The organism is Actinomyces graevenitzii C83 (assembly GCF_000239695.1).
Lineage (GTDB): Bacteria > Actinomycetota > Actinomycetes > Actinomycetales > Actinomycetaceae > Actinomyces > Actinomyces graevenitzii.
In genome coordinates this window covers 1,365,814-1,382,909 of sequence record NZ_JH470338.1, presented here as the reverse complement: position 1 = coordinate 1,382,909, position 17,096 = coordinate 1,365,814, and the positions used below count along the sequence as shown (strand labels likewise).

Below are 17,096 nucleotides of genomic sequence, written 5' to 3'. Positions count from 1 at the left end.
TGCATACATGCATTTACAGGCAAAATCATCCCTTCCCTATAAAAAATTCATGGGGTTTTATAGGGAAGGGATGAAATGTCAGTATTTGTGTGCGCCAGCGTGGGCAAGGGGCCGGCAGCACGCAAAAAGGTGACGACGGCGCCCAGTCAGCACGCCAGCCCGTCTAGATGCTGGCCCTGGCCAGCCAAGCCTAGGGTGCAAGCCGGCATAGCTGGCGGGTATGGCATCCAACCAGCGCGCCAGCCCATCTGGATGCTGGCCCCAGCCAGAAACCCAGGCCTAAAGCCCAGCCAGAGGTCTAGGGTGCAAGTCCCGCCCAAAGGCGTGATCCTTGGTCCGGATAGACCGCCGGCGCGGAAGTAGACAGTCGTCTAGAGCGCCGGGGCGGAGGCCAGCAGCCTGCTGATGCGCTTGGCTGAAACCTTGTGCGCCGTCCCCAACTGCTGGGCAAACAGGCTCACGCGCAGCTCCCACACCATATTTTGGGCCTGGCGCAGCACCGCCGCGCGGGCGGGATTAGCCGGCAGCCCCTTAGCGTGCTCGACGGCGTCGCTCACCTGACCCTCAATCTCACGTACCTGGTAGGCCAGAGCTGCATCCTGGCTGGGCGAGGCCGCCGCCTTCTCCAAGCGATAAGCCAAAGACTTAAGGTAGCGCCCATAGTGGGCCAGCTGTGCCGGATCGGCGTCGGCGATAAAGCGTGGCGCAATCAGGGCAGCAGCCTGCTCGCGAATTTCCTGCAAAGTGTCGAGCAAAGCCAGCGAAGTATTACGCCCCACTGCCTTATCCAACTGGCCCTTAGCCTCCAAAGCGGCCTCTACCTGGGCGGCAATAGTTTCCACCTGGTCTTCCAGGCGGTCGCGCAGCCAAGATGCAAAGAGCTCAAAATCTTTGCGGTCGCGCAGCTGGGCTAGGTTATGGCCGGTTTCGCGGCTCCACTGCTGGGCTAGCAGGCGCCCGGCAGCCAAGCACAAATCAGACACCAGGGTGTCAGTGGATTTGTAGGGCGCAGACACCATGAATAGAGAGCGCTTAGCGTTCCAACGGCTGGTCACCCGCGCAGTTTCGAGCGGGGTGCGCGCCAAAGCTAACGCCAAAACTCCCTCAGCGTGCTGAGCTAGCTGAGAATTAACATCCGCTAATATCTTTAAATCAGCTTTAAATGCTTTAGATGTTGGTTGTGCAACTAAAGTGGGGTAACCGCGAACTAATAGCCCCGCCCGCCCGGCGGATTCTATTTGTTGCGGAATTACGCCCTGGGGAACTTCAGGCCAATCAACTAAATTAGTTTGCTCCTTTAATGGGCTAGTTAATGACTGTGAAGTAATAGTTGCAAAAGTATTTGCGGCAGATTTATTGGCGCGGGCACCGTTATTGCCCCCGTTATGGGCGCCTGCGCTCCCGTTTGCGCCGGCGGCCCCATGGACCCCGTTATGGCTCTCGTTGGCCCCGTTTTTGCGCTTAGATTTCGCCGATTTCTTGGACCGGGCCTCATCCATGGCCGCCGCCAGGGCGCCACGTACCGCCGAGCGCACCGCCGCCTCGCTTTGTTTGGCCAGCTGCCGCTGCAAAACGATCAGGTTGCGCCCGCGCCCTAGCTTGTTGCCGCGCGCGTCCAGCACGCTAAAGCCCATGCGCATGTGCTCCGGCAGGTTTTCTTGCGCCTGGTCCCAGTCCTCGTCGGTAATTTCTACCTGGCGTAGCTGCTGTGCGGCCTGGGTGAAGGCCTGCTGGAAACTCACCGGGATCGGTTCGACGACGCCGCCGGGGTTACTGCCGACGCCGCCGGGCTGGCTTGCTGTCGCGACGCCGTCGCTAGCCTCTCCCGCAGCTTGCGGGTAAAGCTGGCAGATCAGCTCCCAAATGCGCGTGCCGGTGTCGGGAGCCGGAACCAGCTGGCGACGCACCCGCTTAGGCAAGGCGCGGATAGTGGCCACACACAGCTGCGGGCGCATCCCGGGCACAAGCCAATCAAATCCCTCTGGGCGCAGGCGAGTGAGCACCTCAATGGGCACCTGTACGCTGACGCCGTCGTCGAGCCTGCCCGGCTCAAAAACGTACGTAAGCGCCAAGGTCAGGTCACCCTGATGCCAAGTGTCGGGGTAGCCGTCAAGGTTGTCGCCCTTGGGAAGCAGCAGCTCACGGGTGAAATCCAGCAGCTTGGGGGTGTCTTGACGCTGATGCTTCCACCAGTTGTCGAAAGCCGCCGCGCTGGTGATTTTCTCCGGCAGGCGCTCATCGTAGAAGTCAAAAAGAGCCTGGTCATCAGCCAAAATACCGTGAGTGCGTTGACGACGTTCCACCTCGGCAGTGTCTTCAAGCAGCTCACGGTTGCGCTCAACAAAAGCGTGGCGGGCGTGCCAGCCCCCCTCCACCAGCCCGGAGCGAATGAACATTTCCCGCGCAGCCTGCCGGGCGGCGTCGGTACCCACACTGGCTAGCGTGACCGGGCGGTCAGCCACCAAAGTCAGCCCGTAAAGCAGCACCCGCTGATGCACCATGGCCGCGCCCTTCTTGGTGGACCAGTAAGGCTCACCGTAAGTGACCTTGACCAGGTGTTTAGCGGCCTGCTCCACCCACTGGGGCTGGATGCGGGCCACGGTGCGGGCAAATAAGCGACTGGTTTCCACCAGCTCAGCGGCCATAACCCAGTCGTACTGCTTGCGACGCAGCCCACTACCAGGCCAAATAGTGAAGTGGGTGGCGCGCGCCCCGGCATATTCGCGCCGGCGCTCATCATAGTTACCCAGGTTGGAAAGCAGCCCCACCAGCAGGGATTGGTGGATCGCGTCGGCGTCAGGGGTGTCTGCGCTTTGCCCCAGGGCCACGACGGCGTCGGCTACGTCCGCATTAGCCATGCCGGCCGCGTGGGAGCCGGGAACTAGACGGTCACTAGCGGCGCGAATGGAGGCGCGGGTGGGCAGCTCAATGTTTTGGGCGTTAATGCCTAGCGGCCGCGCCAACTGGGCCAGCTGATTGTAGACGTCGCGCCATTCACGAATACGCAGGTAGTGCAGGTATTCGTGGCGGCACATGCGCCTAAACGCAGAGCCGGACAGGTCACGTGACTGGGTGCGCAGGTAACGCCAGAAGTTGAGGTAGGTAAGAAAATCGCTGGTGGGATCCGCTAAACGCCGATGCATGGCGTCTGCGGCTTCCTGCGCGTCAAGCGGGCGTTCACGCACGTCTTGGATTGAAAGCGCAGAGACAATCACCATCACTTCGCTGGCGCAGCCGCGTTTATTGGCTTCTAGTAACATGCGCCCCAGGCGCGGGTCGATGGGTAGACGCGCCAGTTGGTGGCCGATCGCGGTCAGGCGCGGCTCGTGCATGGATTTAGAGTTTGCGCTGATAGCGCCGATTTCGGTTAGTAGCGCCACGCCGTCGGCAATAGCGCGCCGGTCTGGCGGGTCAATGAAGGGAAAATCTGCCACATTACCTAGGCGCAGCGCTGCCATCTGCAAAATTACGCTGGCTAGGGAGGTGCGTAGAATTTCGGGTTCTGTGTATGGCTCGCGCCCCTCATAGTCGGTTTGCGAGTACAGGCGGATTGCCACGCCGTCGGCCACGCGCCCGCAGCGGCCGCTACGCTGGTTGGCGCTGGCTTGGCTGATGGGTTCAATGGGTAGGCGCTGCACCTTGGTTTTGTTGGAATAACGCGAAATACGCGCCACGCCGGGGTCGATCACGTACCTGATGGAGGGCACGGTTAGTGAAGTTTCAGCCACGTTGGTGGCTAGAACAATGCGTCGCAGACGGTGTTTTTCAAATACACGATGCTGGGCGGCGGCGCTTAGGCGCGAATATAGGGGGATGATTTCAACGCTGCCGGGCAGGCGGGCGCTGGACTCGTTGGCGGCGTAGCGTGGGCCTAGGTGGTCGATAAGTGCGGCTTCGGTATCGCGAATGTCGCGTTCTCCTGCCAGGAACACCAAGATGTCGCCGGGGCCTAGGGCCATTAGTTCGTCGACGGCGTCGAGGATGCCCGTGACCTGGTCGCGCGGCTCGTCGGTGCTTGCGCTGGCAGCTGCTGAGTTTGTTTGGCTGCCCTCTGGGTCTGGCTCGACGCCGTCGAGGGGGCGGTAGCGGATTTCTACCGGATAGGTGCGCCCGGATACCTCAATAATTGGGGCGGGGCGGCCTTCAACCCCAAAGTGGGCGGCGAAACGTTCAGAGTCGATGGTGGCCGAGGTGATGATGACCTTTAAATCTGGGCGCTGGGGCAGTAGTCGCGCTAAATAACCCAAAATAAAGTCAATATTTAGGCTGCGCTCGTGTGCCTCATCAATAATTAGAGTGTCATAGCGGCGCAATAGCGGGTCGTTTTGAATTTCGGCCAGCAAAATACCGTCGGTCATTAATTTGATAAGCGTATGTTCGCTAACTTCATCAGTGAAACGAACCTGATAACCGACTATTGATTCTTTAGAAACTTTAGTGCCCAGCTCTTGGGCAATGCGTTCAGCTACTGAGCGCGCTGCGATACGCCGGGGCTGGGTGTGTCCAATCATGGCGTTGATGCCGCGACCTAAATCTAAACAGATTTTAGGGATCTGGGTGGTTTTACCGGAGCCGGTTTCACCTGCGACGATAACCACCTGGTTAGCCAAAATGGCGGCTGCGATCTCCTCCTGGCGGGCTGAGACTGGAAGCTGCGCTGGGTAGGTGATGGAGGGTAGAGAAGCTGCGCGTTGGCTTAGCTGCGTGGGGGTGAAGGGGCGCGGCGCCGCCTGGTTTTTGTGTTGGCGCCGTCCGTGATTGCGCTGGTGGCGGGCAGGATGACGGCGGGGCGCTGCGGCTGAGTTAGTTGCGTCTGGTTGGCTGGGCTGACTGGAGTGCTCGTTCATTACCCCTGCATTGTCTCGCACTTTGACCCAGCTGTGGAACCAGCTCGCCACGTAAGATAAGCGCAGCCTAGTGAACTAATTAATTGTACCTATAAATGTAAATTGTCGATTAAATATTGCAAAACTAGTTGTGGGCTTGGGGTAGTAGATGTATTCTGTAATCACTCCAATGACGAGTGATGCAGTGCTGATCCACTGCTTGTTCCCAGACCTGGCCTTGCCAGGCCTATCCGCTCATTAACGTGAGCAACGCCCTTAACTGGGTTCCCTATATGCGATGAACTTTAATCAAGGAAGATGAAATGAAGTATCTGAGGATCATTGCAGCTCTAATATTAGTTTGCGGTTTAGCCTCGTGTGGGAGTGGCGAAAAAGCTTCATCAACTGCTCCTAATGATAAGGTAGCCAAAGTCTCTGCTGACGGTTTAACGCGTTACGATATGTCTAAATGGCGGCTTCCCACAGATCCATATAGAGAGGCTGACACGATTCTAATTTCGCGTGCTCGAACCGCCTATTTTAGGTATTGCATGAAGTCCAAAGGATACACTTATCAAGGAAGGCCAGAACCGCCAGAAGGGCAGGCCGAGCGATACGTAAATAGTGCTGGTAGACGCCTATTTGATGAGAAGATTGCAAGCGAAGTTGGCTACCACGTGGGTATCGTTCCTGGCTGGAATGTCTACCAATATAGCCATGACACTATTGAAAAGTATAAAACTGATCCCGGTTACCGGGACGCTAAAAATTCATGTTTTAATAAACTAATGGATCAGTATCCAGTATTGAAGTCTTATGAGGAAAAATCTGAGACTGGAAATGCTCTTTTGGCATCAATTGGCGGCGCTGAGCAGGGGATTGATGATCCTAAAGTTAAAAAACTTGCTGCCACTTGGAAGCAATGCATGAAACCACTGGGCCTTAGTGATCTACCCGATAATCCAATGTTAATGCCAGGACCGCAGCTCAGTCAGAAAATTGGCTTAAATCCAGGTGCTGATGCGCCCCAATCTGCTATCGCGGCGTCACCCGGAACCGTGTCAGAGTATGAGCGAAAAATCGCGGTTGCAGATGCAAAGTGCCGGATCAGCTCCGGCTGGCAGCAGGCATACTACGACGCTGACTGGAACAGCGCCGATGCTTATGTCAAAAAGAATCAGAAAGAATTATCTGCCTGGCTGGGACAAATCAAGCAGGTCGAAGCCACTTGCCGTGAGATTGTGAAGAAATACTCGTAATTATTTGTGATCGAAGGGGGTAGCTGTGGGCGCTAAACGATCTCAAGTGAAACGCTGGTTACTTGTAGTTTTAGTTGTGTTTATGGCGGTGGCGCTAGTGGGTGCAGGCTGGTTGCTGGCAAGCTACACCCAATCGCCAGCGCAGCGCGCAGCTGCCGCTGCACCTCCAACTTCAGCTCCTGTAACTGTGGAAGTTGAGCAAGGAGACCTGACAGATCAAATCACTGCCACAGGTGTTATTACCGGGGCGCAGGATTCAGCCGTTAACTTGCCTGCTACTAGCGCCGATTCGGTTGTTACCGCTGTAAACGTAAAAGCCGGCGAGCAACTTGAAAACACGCAGGTGGTGGCCTGGATTAACGATCGCCCTCTGATTGCCTATCAGGGTAGTTTTCCCGCCTACCGTGATTTGTATGAAGGTGATTCTGGCGCGGATGTGTCACAGCTGCAACGCGCCCTGGTTGCATCGGGCTACCAGCTAGCAATAACTGGAACCCTAGACGCTAACACAATCGCTGCACTAAAACATCTATACGGGCAAACCAAAGACGAATTAGCTACTACCGATACTCATCAAAATGAGTCAGACAACGCGGGTGCTAATCAAGGCAGTGGAAACTCAAACGAGGCAGGTGCATCCGAAAAACCGCAGCAAGCTAAAAAGAAGGTAGTTATAGCAAAAACTGAGATGCTGTTTATTGCGCAGCTTCCAGCTGTTGTTACCTCACTACCTAAAGTTGGTGATAGTTTAAATGGAGACAAACCCTCTCAGTTAGGCCTATCTACAGGTGAATTTTCTGTAACCGCTGAAGTGCCGGCTGGTGTGGGCTCGGTATTGAAAACTGGCAGCGTGGCTAGCGCGGTTTATGGCTCTCAGCAGTTAAACTTAACTCTCAAAACTGCTGCGCCTAAGAAAGACGAAAAAAGCCAAGCTGAAGCAACCACTTATACACTAACCTTTAGCGTTAAAAAGGGGAAACTTCCAAGCGATGCGCGTGGTAAATCAGTGGTGCTAACCGTAGATCGACAAGCACCAATCAAAAACGCTTTACTGATCCCTCAACGCGCAATGGCGCTAGATGCTAATGGTAACGCAAATGTGCTCAAACGCCAGGCGTCCGGTTTTGTTATGGTTAAAGTAGAGCAGCTTGGGTGCGTATCTGGGCAATGCGCCATTAAATCTGACCAGCTTAAAGTTGGTGACAGTGTGCGAGTGGATCGCAAATGACTATACTAGAATTATCGCAGGTTTCTAAAACCTATAATCCGGGTGCTCCTGGTGAGGTTAAAGCACTAAAAACCGCCTCGCTGCTGATTGAGCAGGGTGATTTTGTGTCTATAACCGGCCCTTCTGGGGCTGGTAAATCAACCTTGCTGAATGTTCTGGCGTTACTTGACCCTCCCACTAAAGGCAAATACTTTATTGATGATCTAGACGCAACCAAGTTAAGTGATTCCCAGCTAGCAGCATTGCGGGCTCACACATTCTCTTTTGTGTTTCAAGCATTTCACTTAATTGATGAGCGAACTGTAACTGAAAACGTGGCTTTAGGGTTGATGTACAGCGGAGATGCGGCTGGCTCTGGTGAGGAAACCGCACAAATCACGGATACGCAGCGTATTGAACAAGCCCTAAACTTTGTGGGGCTCACACATAAGCAACACGCCAAAGCAGTGCAGCTTTCTGGTGGTGAAAGGCAAAGAGTAGCAATTGCCAGGGCTATCGTAGCCGCTAACCCGGTGCTAGTTGCTGATGAACCCACCGGTAACCTCGACTCAGCCAATTCGCGTTCAGTGATGCGTGTACTAGATAAACTCAACCAAAGCGGCACTACCGTCATAGTTGTCACTCATGATCCAAAAGTTGCAGCCCACGCTAAAACCCGCATCGAAGTGCACGACGGCGTCGTCACCGTTCCCGAGAGTGAAAGTTCAAAGCCTCTAAAACCAGCTAAAACCAGCCATGCAGCGCAAGCTAAAAACCCTAAAACCAGCAGCAAAAAAACTAGCCTAAGAGCCATACTCGCCGATGCAGGGCGCACAATTACCGCTAAACCAGCTGCCAGTGGCGCGCTAATTGCCGGCGTATTACTGGCGGTAGCGTTAGCGTTAGCCACGGTAGGTATTTCTGAAGCTGCCCGCGCCCAGGTGTCGCAGCTATTTGATGCGGCCCGCAACCAGCGTGTAGCCGTCTCGGTGCCAGAACCTAAACAATTAACTAAAGATGGAAGCGTTAAACAAGCCAGCACCACTACACTAATGCGCCTGAAACGCATTCCCGGAGTGGAACGCGCACAAATCTACTCAAACCACGGCAATCAAAATATTTCACTAACTAGCGACACTAAAGGCCAAAACTTTGATGTATTAGGAGCAACCGATCCTAGTGTGCCCGGGCTGGAAATCGAAGGCAAAGAATCCGCCAAAACCAGTGGCATAAAACTTGGCCCAGGCCAGGTGCTAGTAGGTCGCGGTATCGCAAATAACCTAGAGTTAGGCCCAGTTGACGCCAGCCCAGTAGTGTGGATCGCCAATAAAGCCTACGTAGTGGTGGGAGTTATAAGCGACTCAGGTTTAGACGCCAGCATCATGAACGCCGTGGTGATGCGTGAAACAGACGCCGTTGCTGTGGGGGCAACCAATGCCGTCACCGCCGAAATACGTACGCGCCCCGGCGCCGCCCAGCTGGTGGCGCAGCAAGCACCTATCGCCCTAGATCCTTACACCGGCGAAAACGCCCACGTGGATGCGCCTGAAGACCCTAAAACCATGCGTCAAAGCGTGGAATCCAATGTGCGCACAATGCTGGTGACATTAACCGCCGTCTCATTATTAGCTGCCGTGCTAATGCTCACTAACTCAACGGCGACGGCGGTATCGCGGCGCGCTGGAGAATTCGGTTTGCGCCGGGCAATGGGGGCTAGGCGCTGGCAAATCGCCGCATTAGTCACCGCTGAATCGGCGATAGTTGGCTTAATCGGCGGAGTCATTGGCACATTTACAGCGGTGGTAGTCATTATCTCCACAGTGCTAGTGCGCCACTGGCAGCCAGTGCTTGACCTGCGGCTTTTGCCTGTAGGAATCATTGGCGGCATGGTAGTTGGCTTAGTGGGTTGTTTACTGGCAGTGCGCCGCGCCGCAGGCGTTTCACCTGCAGATGCTTTACGCCAATAACTAGCGGCGCCAAAACATCCAAAACCAGGTTTCCCCTCAAGCTGTCAGCCTCCTTGAGGCTGACAAGCCAGGCTAATTTCGGGTAACCAAACGTTGCAATGACGCCAAAAAAATGAAACATTGAACCAATGACTTCCGCACCCCAAAGCCCTGAAACTGCCGCTGCGCCGTCGCGAACCCAAATTAAACACTGGCGCCGCCACCTAGCCGAAGAACGCGCAGAAGGGAAAGTCTACCGGGACCTAGCTATGCGCCGTGAAGGCGAAGAACGCGAAATTCTCCTAGGCCTAGCGGAAGCCGAAGCCCGCCACGAACGCTACTGGTATGAGCTGCTAGGCCCCCACGCCCACCCAGCCCCCAGGCAAACCCTACGCGGCGCCATCATGCCCCTACTGGCGCGACTATTTGGCTCAGTGTTCGTACTGGCCCTAGCCCAACGCTCCGAACAACGCAACGACTATGAGATCGACGCCGACGCCTCCAGCGCCATGGCCGCAGACGAACGCATCCACTCCGAAGTTGTGCGCTCCCTAGCTGCCCGCCACCGCCAACGCCTCTCGGGCACGCTACGCCCAGCTATTTTCGGCGTTAACGACGGTCTAGTATCCAACCTGTCCCTAGTGCTAGGCGTGGGCGCCACCGGCATCAGCACCCACGCGATCCTACTAACCGGCCTAACCGGCCTACTAGCAGGGGCTTTAAGCATGGCGGCAGGCGAGTTCATCTCGGTGCGCTCCCAAATCGAGCTGCTAGAAGCCTCCACCCCAGACCCCGGCACGGGGGAGGTTGTGCCCGCGCTAGACGTCAACGCCAACGAACTCGCCCTAATCTATCGCGCCCGAGGCGAGGATGAACACGAAGCCGTCGCACACGCCAAACTAGTACTCAGCGCCGCAAACATTGACCCACGCAGCGCCCGCCAAATCTCCCACATTGGCGACGAAGCCCCCAACTATGAAGAAATCGGTACCGCCAAGCGGGCAGCACTATCCTCATTCGTGCTGTTCTCAGTCGGCGCCATCATTCCCTGCCTGCCCTACCTGGTTGGGCTCAGCGGAATGGTTGCTGTAGCCGCCTCAGCCCTGCTGGTAGGGGCCGCGCTGTGCCTAACCGGTGGCGCCGTCGGCGTACTATCGGGCAAAGCCCCCCTACCCAGCGCCATGCGACAGCTAGCCATCGGCTATGGGGCGGCCACCATAACCTACCTGCTGGGCCTGGCTTTCGGCACCTCCGCCAGTTAAACGGTAGCCTGAAGACGATGCACGAACTACTTGAACCCAACGCCCTACCTGCCGTTTTCCGGTTCATCGACCTATCCGGGGTGATCCTAAATGGGATCCTAGGAGGGCTCATTGCCCGCCAAAAAAACTTCGACATAGTAGGTTTCGTGGTGCTGGCGCTAATGACGGCCACCGCCGGCGGTATCCTGCGCGACCTCATGATCCAAAACGGCCCGCCCTTCGCCCTGACCGACCCCTACTACATTTGGATGGCGTGTCTGGGCGCCGCCATCGCCTGGTTCTTCAAATTTGAAGGCAAATGGTCCCACCGCTTCCTGGTGGTTGCCGACGCTATCGTGCTGGGCATCTGGTCCGCCACCGGCGCCGCTAAAGCCCTAGAAAATCATCTAGGTTTCATCCCCGCCCTGCTTTTAGGCTGCATGACGGCGGTAGGCGGCTCCATGATCCGCGACATTAGCGTGGGGCGCACCCCGGCAGTATTTGGCGGCAACCGGCTTTACGCACTGCCGGCGCTTGCGGCTGCTTTTACGCAAGCCTCATTGGTGCGCTTTGTTGATTTAAATCCGGTGTTGGCGATGCTGTTTTCAATGTGTGTCGGGGCGGGTTTCTGCCTGCTGGCTTATTGGCGTGTGTGGCAATTGCCGGTGGTGGGTAAGCAGCGTTCCCTTACCGAGCGCATCGGGGTGTTGCGGCGTCGCTAAAACCCGCCAGAAACTGCTTTAGAACCCGCCCTAAAATCTGCGTTAAACCCGCCTAAAACAGCCCACCTTAAAACCTTCGATAAACCCCTTCAAACTACCCCTGAAGTGGGATAATAGGGTGCATGGAAACGCGGGGTGAGCAGGCACATCTGCCGGTTTTCGGGGTTGGTCCGGCCTATGTGGTGGCGCTATTTACGACGACGGCGCTGGCCAGTGTGGCTGCTTTTTTCTGGCTGGGATGGGCGGCTGTTAACCTAAATTGGCTGCGGCTCATATTTGTTGTAGCTGGCGTTATTGTGGCGGCACTGGCCGTGGTGATGTGGTTGGTGAGCGTGTTTGGGGCGCGAGTAACTGAAAATATAGAAAACAACCAGCTCATCACGGGTGGTATTTATGCTTGGGTACGGCACCCAATATATGCTGCTTTTTTGTTTCTTAATGCCGGTATTTTGCTGGTGCAAGCTAATTACGTATTGTTGATTTTGCCGGCTGTGTATTGGTTGGCTTTGACGGTGTTAATGAAACGCACTGAGGAGCGCTGGCTTAGGCGCCAGTTTGGCCAGCAGTACGTTGACTACGAAAGCCGCGTAAACCGAATCATGCCCTGGCCGCCACGCTAACTGTCTTCTCGCGTTAACCGGCCAACCTAAGCAGTGCCCAGGTGTTCGAGCTGTTAAACAGCCCAGGACCTGACTACAGGCATAGATGAACCAGCGGCTGCCTGCAGCGGCGCCACTGGTTCGCGGGAGTGGCTATAGGCGTATGAAGTTGTGCTTGCGTGCCCTGGCTACAGCCAGCCGGCGGATCGGGCCAGGATGGCTGCCTCCGCGCGGGTGCGCGCGTCCATCTTCAGCATCGCCGAGGACACATGGTTGCGTACCGTCCCCTGGCTCAGCCCCAGCGAATGGGCGATGTCGGCGATCGTGCCGCCGCCCTCGACCTCGCGCAAAACGTCGGCCTCGCGGTCGGTCAGGGGCGAAGAACCCGCCGACAGGGCCTCGAGCGCCAGGCTCTGATCAATCGCGCGGCCCCCCGCGGCCACCGTGCGCACTCCGTCCGCCAAGGCCTCGACCGGCGCGTCCTTCACCATGAAACCCGTGGCCCCCGCGTCGAGCGCGCGCTGGAGGTAGCCGGGGCGCCCGAACGTCGTCACGATCAGCACACGCACGCCGGGAAAACGCGCGCGGATCGCCCGCGTCGCTGTAATGCCATCCATGCGGGGCATCTCGATGTCGATGACGGCCACGTCAGCGGGAGCCTGTTCCTGCGAAGGCGTGGTGGCCGACTCGGCCAGGCGCGCCAGTTCCTTGAGGGCGTGGGCCCCGTCGGAAGCCTGTGCGACGACCTCAATGTCGCTCTCCAGGTCCAGCAGCCCCGCCAGGGCGCCGCGAATCATCGCCTGGTCGTCGGCCACGAGTACCCGTATCGACACGTCACCCTCCTGTCTGCCTGCGCTTGGGGTACCAGGCTAACTCAGGTCGCAGAATTATCACTCATGTGTGCCCGCCCTTCAGGGCGAGGCGAGTTCCCCCTCCCGGGACCGCGCAAGACCCGGGGAAAGGGAACACGGCCTCGTCGAGGAGGTGTGCAGCGGAACAATCAGGACGAGTGGGCGTCGGGTGTGGCCTCGAAGGCCAACGCGAGCGTCCATGTGGAACCCGACGCACCCCAGGTGAGCGTACCCTCGTCACCGACCAGCTTGGACAGGCCCACCAGGCCCGACCCGGCCCCCGCCGTCGAGGCCGCGTAGGAGGCGGAATATCCGTCGTTTGAGACGACCACGCCGGTGGGAGACAGGCAGATGCGCACCCTCGAGGGGCGTGCGTGCAGGAGCGCGTTCGTGACCCCCTCGCGGATCACGTGGGCGGCCGCAGCTGAACGAGGCCCCGATGGCGGCTCGCCCTCGTTCGTGATGTCAGCGTCGATGCGTGCGACCTCCAGAAGTGAGCGGGCCTCGTCGAGCTCCTCACCCGGGGACAGGGCCCGCGTGGCCGCCACGATGCGGCGGACATCAGCCAAGGCCTCGTTCGACTGAGCGGTGATGGCGCGGATCTGCTCGCGCGCCTCCTCTGCGCGCCCCGCGTCCAGCAGACGCCCCGCCAGCTCCGAGACCATCGTGATCCCCGTCAGCGAGTGCCCGAGGATGTCGTGCAGGTCCGTGCTCAGGCGCGCCCGCTCGGCGGCCTTCGCCCGCGCGATCGCGTCCTGGCGGCGCAGGCGCTCACGGGCCGAGCGCTCCATGCCCCAGCGCGCAAAACCTACCCAACCGCCGGGCATCACCAAGTACCAGATCATCCGCATCGGCTCCCCCTGCGCGTAGAAGGCCACGCCCGCGATTGCCACGATCGGCACGACGCCCGCGATGAGGAAGCGGCTCGGCGCCTGGAAGACCCACGCGACCAGCAGATACGAGACCATCATGAACGCAAACGGGGTGCCGATGGAGGTTGCGTATGCGAGATAGATGACCGTCGCCGCCGCCAGCGCCGCGTGGGAGAGGATGAACGGCCTCGTGAAGGAGTTGCGCGCGGGCGGGGGATTGGTCAGCCACGTCACCGAGTTCGTCACCGCTAGGAGGGCGCACAACCCGATGATGCCCGCACGCTGGGCCGTATCAGTCAACTCCAGGGCGTAGGCCAGGGGGAATCCCATGAACAGCATCCACGGAATCGCCCACGCCAGGGAGATTAAGCGCTCCTTCATGGCCCTAGCCTATCGACCCGTGTCGTGCGACGCGCCCCACCAGGCGATGCCCGCCATGATGAGCGCCCAAGCGCCGATGTTGATCCACGCGGCGGTCGGCATCGGGTTGGTGCCAGCGACCGCGTAGACGGCTTTCACGGCTCCGTACAGGGGCGTGTAGGGGGCGATGTGGGAGATGAAGGGAGGCATCGCTTCCAGCGGGATGAACATGCCGGACGCGAAGCCGCCCATCACCATGACGAGCGCGGACGCACTGTAGGCGTTCTCGCCCTTGATCGTGTACCCGCAGGCCAGGCCGATGAGCGCGCCCAGAGCCGAGAGGGCGATGACGACCGCTGCGCTGGCCACCCATGCTCCCGGCGTCATCTGTGCACCGGTCGCCAGGCCGAAGCTAAAGGTGATGAGGGTGATGAACGCGCTCAGCGCCACGAGGGCGGTCAGCCGCACAACCAGGATCACCCACGGCTGGATGGGGGTCAGCCCGTACATGCGCGAGATGCCGGTCGTGCGCTCGACGGACAGCGTCGCGCCGAGCGAGCCTCCGACCAAGATGACGCCGTACGTCGTCATCATGACGATCATTGCGCCGGCCACGTTCCCGCACCCGGTCTGGGTCGTGCGCGCGATATCGGTCATGCCGAACATCGCGTACATGAACATGGGGACCGCCAGGGCAAACGCCATGTTCCACGGGTTGAGGATATGTGAGCGGAACGTCGAGAGCCACAGCTTGCCTGCTCCCGTGAAGGCGGAGGGGATCGGTCGCGCGGCGGGTCGCGCGGGTGCGTGAGTGGTCATGATTCCTTCTTCGTGTGTCGTGTCTGCGTTTGTGGGGCGGGGGCCTTGGGACAAGGCCGGGGCCAGCTTGTCGGGGTGGGTGTTCGTTGTGCTCACTCGGCGTCCGCGTGGGAGGTGATGCGCTCGAAGACGTCCTCGAGGTCCTCGTTCTCGGCGACGACCTGCTCGGTCGGCGCGTCCAGGAGGATGCGTCCCTCGTCAATGATGACGATGCGGTCGGCGTCCTTGCGGGCCTCGGTCAGGTAGTGCGTGGCGAAGAGGAGCGTGCGGCCCTCCGCGGCCTCGGCGCGCATCGTCTCCCAGAAAGCGCGGCGGGCCAGCGCGTCCATGCCGGCCGTTGGCTCGTCGAGGATCAGGAAGTCCGGGTTGCCGGCCAGCGCCAGGGCCAGGCGCACGCGCTGACGCTCGCCACCGGAGAGCTTGGCGAGGGGACGCTTGGCCAGCTTCGTGAGGTTCGTACGCTCCAGGAGCTCGTCAGTGGGGATCGGGTTGGCGTGCATCGAGGCCACCAGGTCGATCGTGTTGCGGACCTTGTCGTCGCGGGGCATCGCGCCGCTCTGGAGCATTGCCCCCACGAGGGAGCGGCGCACGGCCTCGCGCGGGCTCATGTCGTAGACACTGATCTCGCCCTGCGTGGGGGCGGCCAAGCCCAGGACGAGGTCCAGGAACGTGCTCTTGCCCGCACCGTTGACGCCGAGGAGCGCCACGATCTCGCCGGGGTTGAGAGTCAGACTCACGCCGCGCAGGGCGTCGACGGAGCCGAAAGACTGGTGAATGTTCGTCGCCCGAAGGGCGGGCGTCGTGTTCGTGTCCATGGCTCCAGCCTGCTCGCGCGTGACTGGAGCTGGAAGTGTCCTTTGATGCAGGTGCTCCCATGACAAATGTCAGGTGGAGGGGTCTGGGTTTTTCGGACCGTTTGTTTTGAGAGGGTTGTTCTGATGAGCAGATTGTCGTGAAGCTGGAGAAGGCCGAGGCGTTGTGAGGTGAGGGCATGAGTACGGTCCAGACCTGCCGCGCCGGCACGACGCTGTGAACCACCTGATCGGCCAGGGGTTTTCTCAGCATCTTGCGCGGGCGTGTTGCTGGGCTGTCGCGGTCAGCGTATTGCCGCCCCTACAGCACCTGGTCAGGGCTAGCGTTCCTGGGCAGGTGTGGGCCACTGATTTCCAGTTCGACTCGGACTGGAAAGGGCGTGTCTTTAAGGTCTGTAACGTCATTGATGAGTTCACGCGCCAGCACCTGGCTTTGCGCGTTGAGCGGCGCATGGGAGCCGTCGACGTGATCGAAATGCGTGACCTGGCTGCCTTGGCATGTGGTGCACCCCAGGTGCTGCGTGCCGATAACGGGCCTGAATTCATCGCCGCAGCCGTGGGGCGCTGGGTCAGCGAGCACGACACGCTCCAAGCATTCATACCCCCGGGCCAGCCCTGGCTGGGCTGGAGACCTAGCTACTGCCATGGAGAATATTCAGAAAACACTTGAGTGGAATCCCGGCGCGAACCTGGATCAGGTGGCCACAGCTCTAGTCGGTCAAGGTAACGATTACCGTCAGCATCCTGGCTTGAAGGGGCTAGTACTTGACAAGAAAAACGACAAGGGAAAATGGGAATCGGTAGGAAACAACTGTAACCGTGACGACCTCTGCTGTGACGGAGACGCCATCGTTATCGCTAAAACGCTAGAAAACGGCAACGACTCCAACGCTCATCTTCTGTCAGTAACATTGCGAGAGTACTACAACAATTCCAGTAAACTAGCCAACAGATTCAAGCAGATTGGCTGGAGCTTGGGGGCGAATAATTCCACTGAGGCATATCAGAAAATAAGTGAATATGCCGACTTGGATAGCGCCGTTTTAGGATGGTTCCTGACTGGCTGGATACGTCAAGGAAGAGATTAGTTTGACAGCTTGCCGAAAGCTAGCTGAATTCATCTACTGATAATTGATTTGGTCTTTTCCTTGGTGTGGCGCTTGGGTAAAAACGCTAAACCCAAGCGCTACACCACCAACAACAAGAGCGCCGATGGCGGGAAGGGAAAACTGGCTCAGCAGTCGAGAAAAAGAATCGCTACGAACTAATGAGCCAACACCATCGAGTGAAAAGAGAAAAGCTGAGAGTCCGATAAAGGCTCCTGCTGAAAGTTGCAACGCGCGGGCAGATTGAATACCGATGATATGCTTATTGAAAAGCAGAAGAAGAATCGTGAAACACACATACATGATTGGCATCAATAAGAAGATCACAAAAAATCTCTGATCCCGATCCTCGTACCGTTGAAAGATAAAGATGGCGGCGAAAAGCCACGCGCCGACAAAATATGCCAGAGCGGATACAAGAAACACAGATATTTTTTTGATGACCAGTCCCTTCAACTTTTCGCTACACATTTTGA

Annotated in this window: 14 protein-coding genes; 8 read left to right on the top strand and 6 right to left on the bottom strand. The window is 58.2% G+C overall.

Translation table 11 applies throughout. The annotated features are described in order from the left end of the window. Positions 1-371 precede the first annotated feature (371 nt). A complete protein-coding gene (gene hrpA / locus HMPREF0045_RS05950; RefSeq protein ID WP_005986467.1) occupies positions 372-4,847 on the bottom strand; it encodes an ATP-dependent RNA helicase HrpA in 4,476 nt (1,491 codons plus the stop codon). Between the two features lie 302 nt (positions 4,848-5,149). Between hrpA and HMPREF0045_RS05945 the strand changes: the two genes are divergently transcribed. The 6 genes from HMPREF0045_RS05945 to HMPREF0045_RS05920 all read left to right on the top strand — a co-directional run bounded on the left by HMPREF0045_RS05945 (position 5,150) and on the right by HMPREF0045_RS05920 (position 11,821). After that, complete coding sequence (locus HMPREF0045_RS05945; RefSeq protein WP_005986465.1) at positions 5,150-6,085, top strand: hypothetical protein; 936 nt, start codon at positions 5,150-5,152, stop codon at positions 6,083-6,085. Positions 6,086-6,110: 25 nt separating this feature from the next. Next, positions 6,111-7,313: an efflux RND transporter periplasmic adaptor subunit gene (locus HMPREF0045_RS05940; protein WP_005986463.1), complete on the top strand. Its 1,203-nt coding sequence runs from the start codon at positions 6,111-6,113 to the stop codon at positions 7,311-7,313. Next, complete coding sequence (locus tag HMPREF0045_RS05935) at positions 7,310-9,259, top strand: ABC transporter ATP-binding protein/permease (RefSeq protein WP_005986462.1); 1,950 nt, start codon at positions 7,310-7,312, stop codon at positions 9,257-9,259. Before HMPREF0045_RS05940 ends, HMPREF0045_RS05935 begins: the two co-directional genes overlap by 4 nt. A 128-nt stretch (positions 9,260-9,387) precedes the next feature. Further along, positions 9,388-10,500: a VIT1/CCC1 transporter family protein gene (locus HMPREF0045_RS05930; RefSeq protein ID WP_005986460.1), complete on the top strand. Its 1,113-nt coding sequence runs from the start codon at positions 9,388-9,390 to the stop codon at positions 10,498-10,500. A 17-nt stretch (positions 10,501-10,517) separates the two neighbouring features. Then, positions 10,518-11,201, top strand: coding sequence for a trimeric intracellular cation channel family protein (locus HMPREF0045_RS05925; protein ID WP_005986458.1), 684 nt, complete (start codon positions 10,518-10,520; stop codon positions 11,199-11,201). Positions 11,202-11,323: 122 nt separating this feature from the next. Next, positions 11,324-11,821 (top strand): methyltransferase family protein, encoded by a 498-nt coding sequence (locus HMPREF0045_RS05920; protein WP_005986456.1) that lies wholly within the window; start codon positions 11,324-11,326, stop codon positions 11,819-11,821. Positions 11,822-11,988: 167 nt separating this feature from the next. Here the strand turns inward: HMPREF0045_RS05920 and HMPREF0045_RS05915 are convergent, their stop codons facing one another. The 4 genes from HMPREF0045_RS05915 to HMPREF0045_RS05900 all read right to left on the bottom strand — a co-directional run bounded on the left by HMPREF0045_RS05915 (position 11,989) and on the right by HMPREF0045_RS05900 (position 15,517). After that, entirely contained in the window at positions 11,989-12,633 is a 645-nt protein-coding gene (locus HMPREF0045_RS05915) for a response regulator transcription factor (RefSeq protein WP_005986454.1), read from the bottom strand. A 167-nt stretch (positions 12,634-12,800) separates the two neighbouring features. Further along, complete coding sequence (locus HMPREF0045_RS05910) at positions 12,801-13,904, bottom strand: sensor histidine kinase (RefSeq protein ID WP_005986451.1); 1,104 nt, start codon at positions 13,902-13,904, stop codon at positions 12,801-12,803. Between the two features lie 9 nt (positions 13,905-13,913). Then, positions 13,914-14,702, bottom strand: coding sequence for an ABC transporter permease (locus HMPREF0045_RS05905; RefSeq protein ID WP_005986450.1), 789 nt, complete (start codon positions 14,700-14,702; stop codon positions 13,914-13,916). Between the two features lie 92 nt (positions 14,703-14,794). Continuing rightward, complete coding sequence (locus HMPREF0045_RS05900; RefSeq protein ID WP_005986448.1) at positions 14,795-15,517, bottom strand: ABC transporter ATP-binding protein; 723 nt, start codon at positions 15,515-15,517, stop codon at positions 14,795-14,797. Positions 15,518-15,851: 334 nt separating this feature from the next. Here HMPREF0045_RS05900 and HMPREF0045_RS10490 point away from each other — a divergent pair, with 334 nt between their 5' ends. Together HMPREF0045_RS10490 and HMPREF0045_RS05890 are read left to right on the top strand one after the other, a co-directional pair. Next, a complete protein-coding gene (locus HMPREF0045_RS10490) occupies positions 15,852-16,184 on the top strand; it encodes an IS3 family transposase (protein ID WP_005986446.1) in 333 nt (110 codons plus the stop codon). Beyond that, a complete protein-coding gene (locus tag HMPREF0045_RS05890) occupies positions 16,159-16,602 on the top strand; it encodes a hypothetical protein (RefSeq protein ID WP_005986444.1) in 444 nt (147 codons plus the stop codon). Before HMPREF0045_RS10490 ends, HMPREF0045_RS05890 begins: the two co-directional genes overlap by 26 nt. A gap of 33 nt (positions 16,603-16,635) precedes the next feature. Here HMPREF0045_RS05890 and HMPREF0045_RS05885 read toward each other — a convergent pair whose 3' ends face one another. Further along, the gene (locus tag HMPREF0045_RS05885) at positions 16,636-17,046 is read right to left on the bottom strand and encodes a hypothetical protein (protein ID WP_231196683.1); all 411 of its coding nucleotides are present in this window, start codon (positions 17,044-17,046) and stop codon (positions 16,636-16,638) included. Positions 17,047-17,096 lie beyond the last annotated feature (50 nt).

Bases quoted from the DNA above. Each gene is read 5' to 3' on its own strand.
- hrpA (WP_005986467.1), bottom strand. From the start codon at position 4,847: ATGAACGAGCACTCCAGTCAGCCCAGCCAACCAGACGCAACTAACTCA.
- HMPREF0045_RS05945 (WP_005986465.1), top strand. From the start codon at position 5,150: ATGAAGTATCTGAGGATCATTGCAGCTCTAATATTAGTTTGCGGTTTA.
- HMPREF0045_RS05935 (WP_005986462.1), top strand. From the start codon at position 7,310: ATGACTATACTAGAATTATCGCAGGTTTCTAAAACCTATAATCCGGGT.
- HMPREF0045_RS05930 (WP_005986460.1), top strand. From the start codon at position 9,388: ATGACTTCCGCACCCCAAAGCCCTGAAACTGCCGCTGCGCCGTCGCGA.
- HMPREF0045_RS05925 (WP_005986458.1), top strand. From the start codon at position 10,518: ATGCACGAACTACTTGAACCCAACGCCCTACCTGCCGTTTTCCGGTTC.
- HMPREF0045_RS05920 (WP_005986456.1), top strand. From the start codon at position 11,324: ATGGAAACGCGGGGTGAGCAGGCACATCTGCCGGTTTTCGGGGTTGGT.
- HMPREF0045_RS05910 (WP_005986451.1), bottom strand. From the start codon at position 13,904: ATGAAGGAGCGCTTAATCTCCCTGGCGTGGGCGATTCCGTGGATGCTG.
- HMPREF0045_RS05905 (WP_005986450.1), bottom strand. From the start codon at position 14,702: ATGACCACTCACGCACCCGCGCGACCCGCCGCGCGACCGATCCCCTCC.
- HMPREF0045_RS05900 (WP_005986448.1), bottom strand. From the start codon at position 15,517: ATGGACACGAACACGACGCCCGCCCTTCGGGCGACGAACATTCACCAG.
- HMPREF0045_RS05890 (WP_005986444.1), top strand. From the start codon at position 16,159: ATGGAGAATATTCAGAAAACACTTGAGTGGAATCCCGGCGCGAACCTG.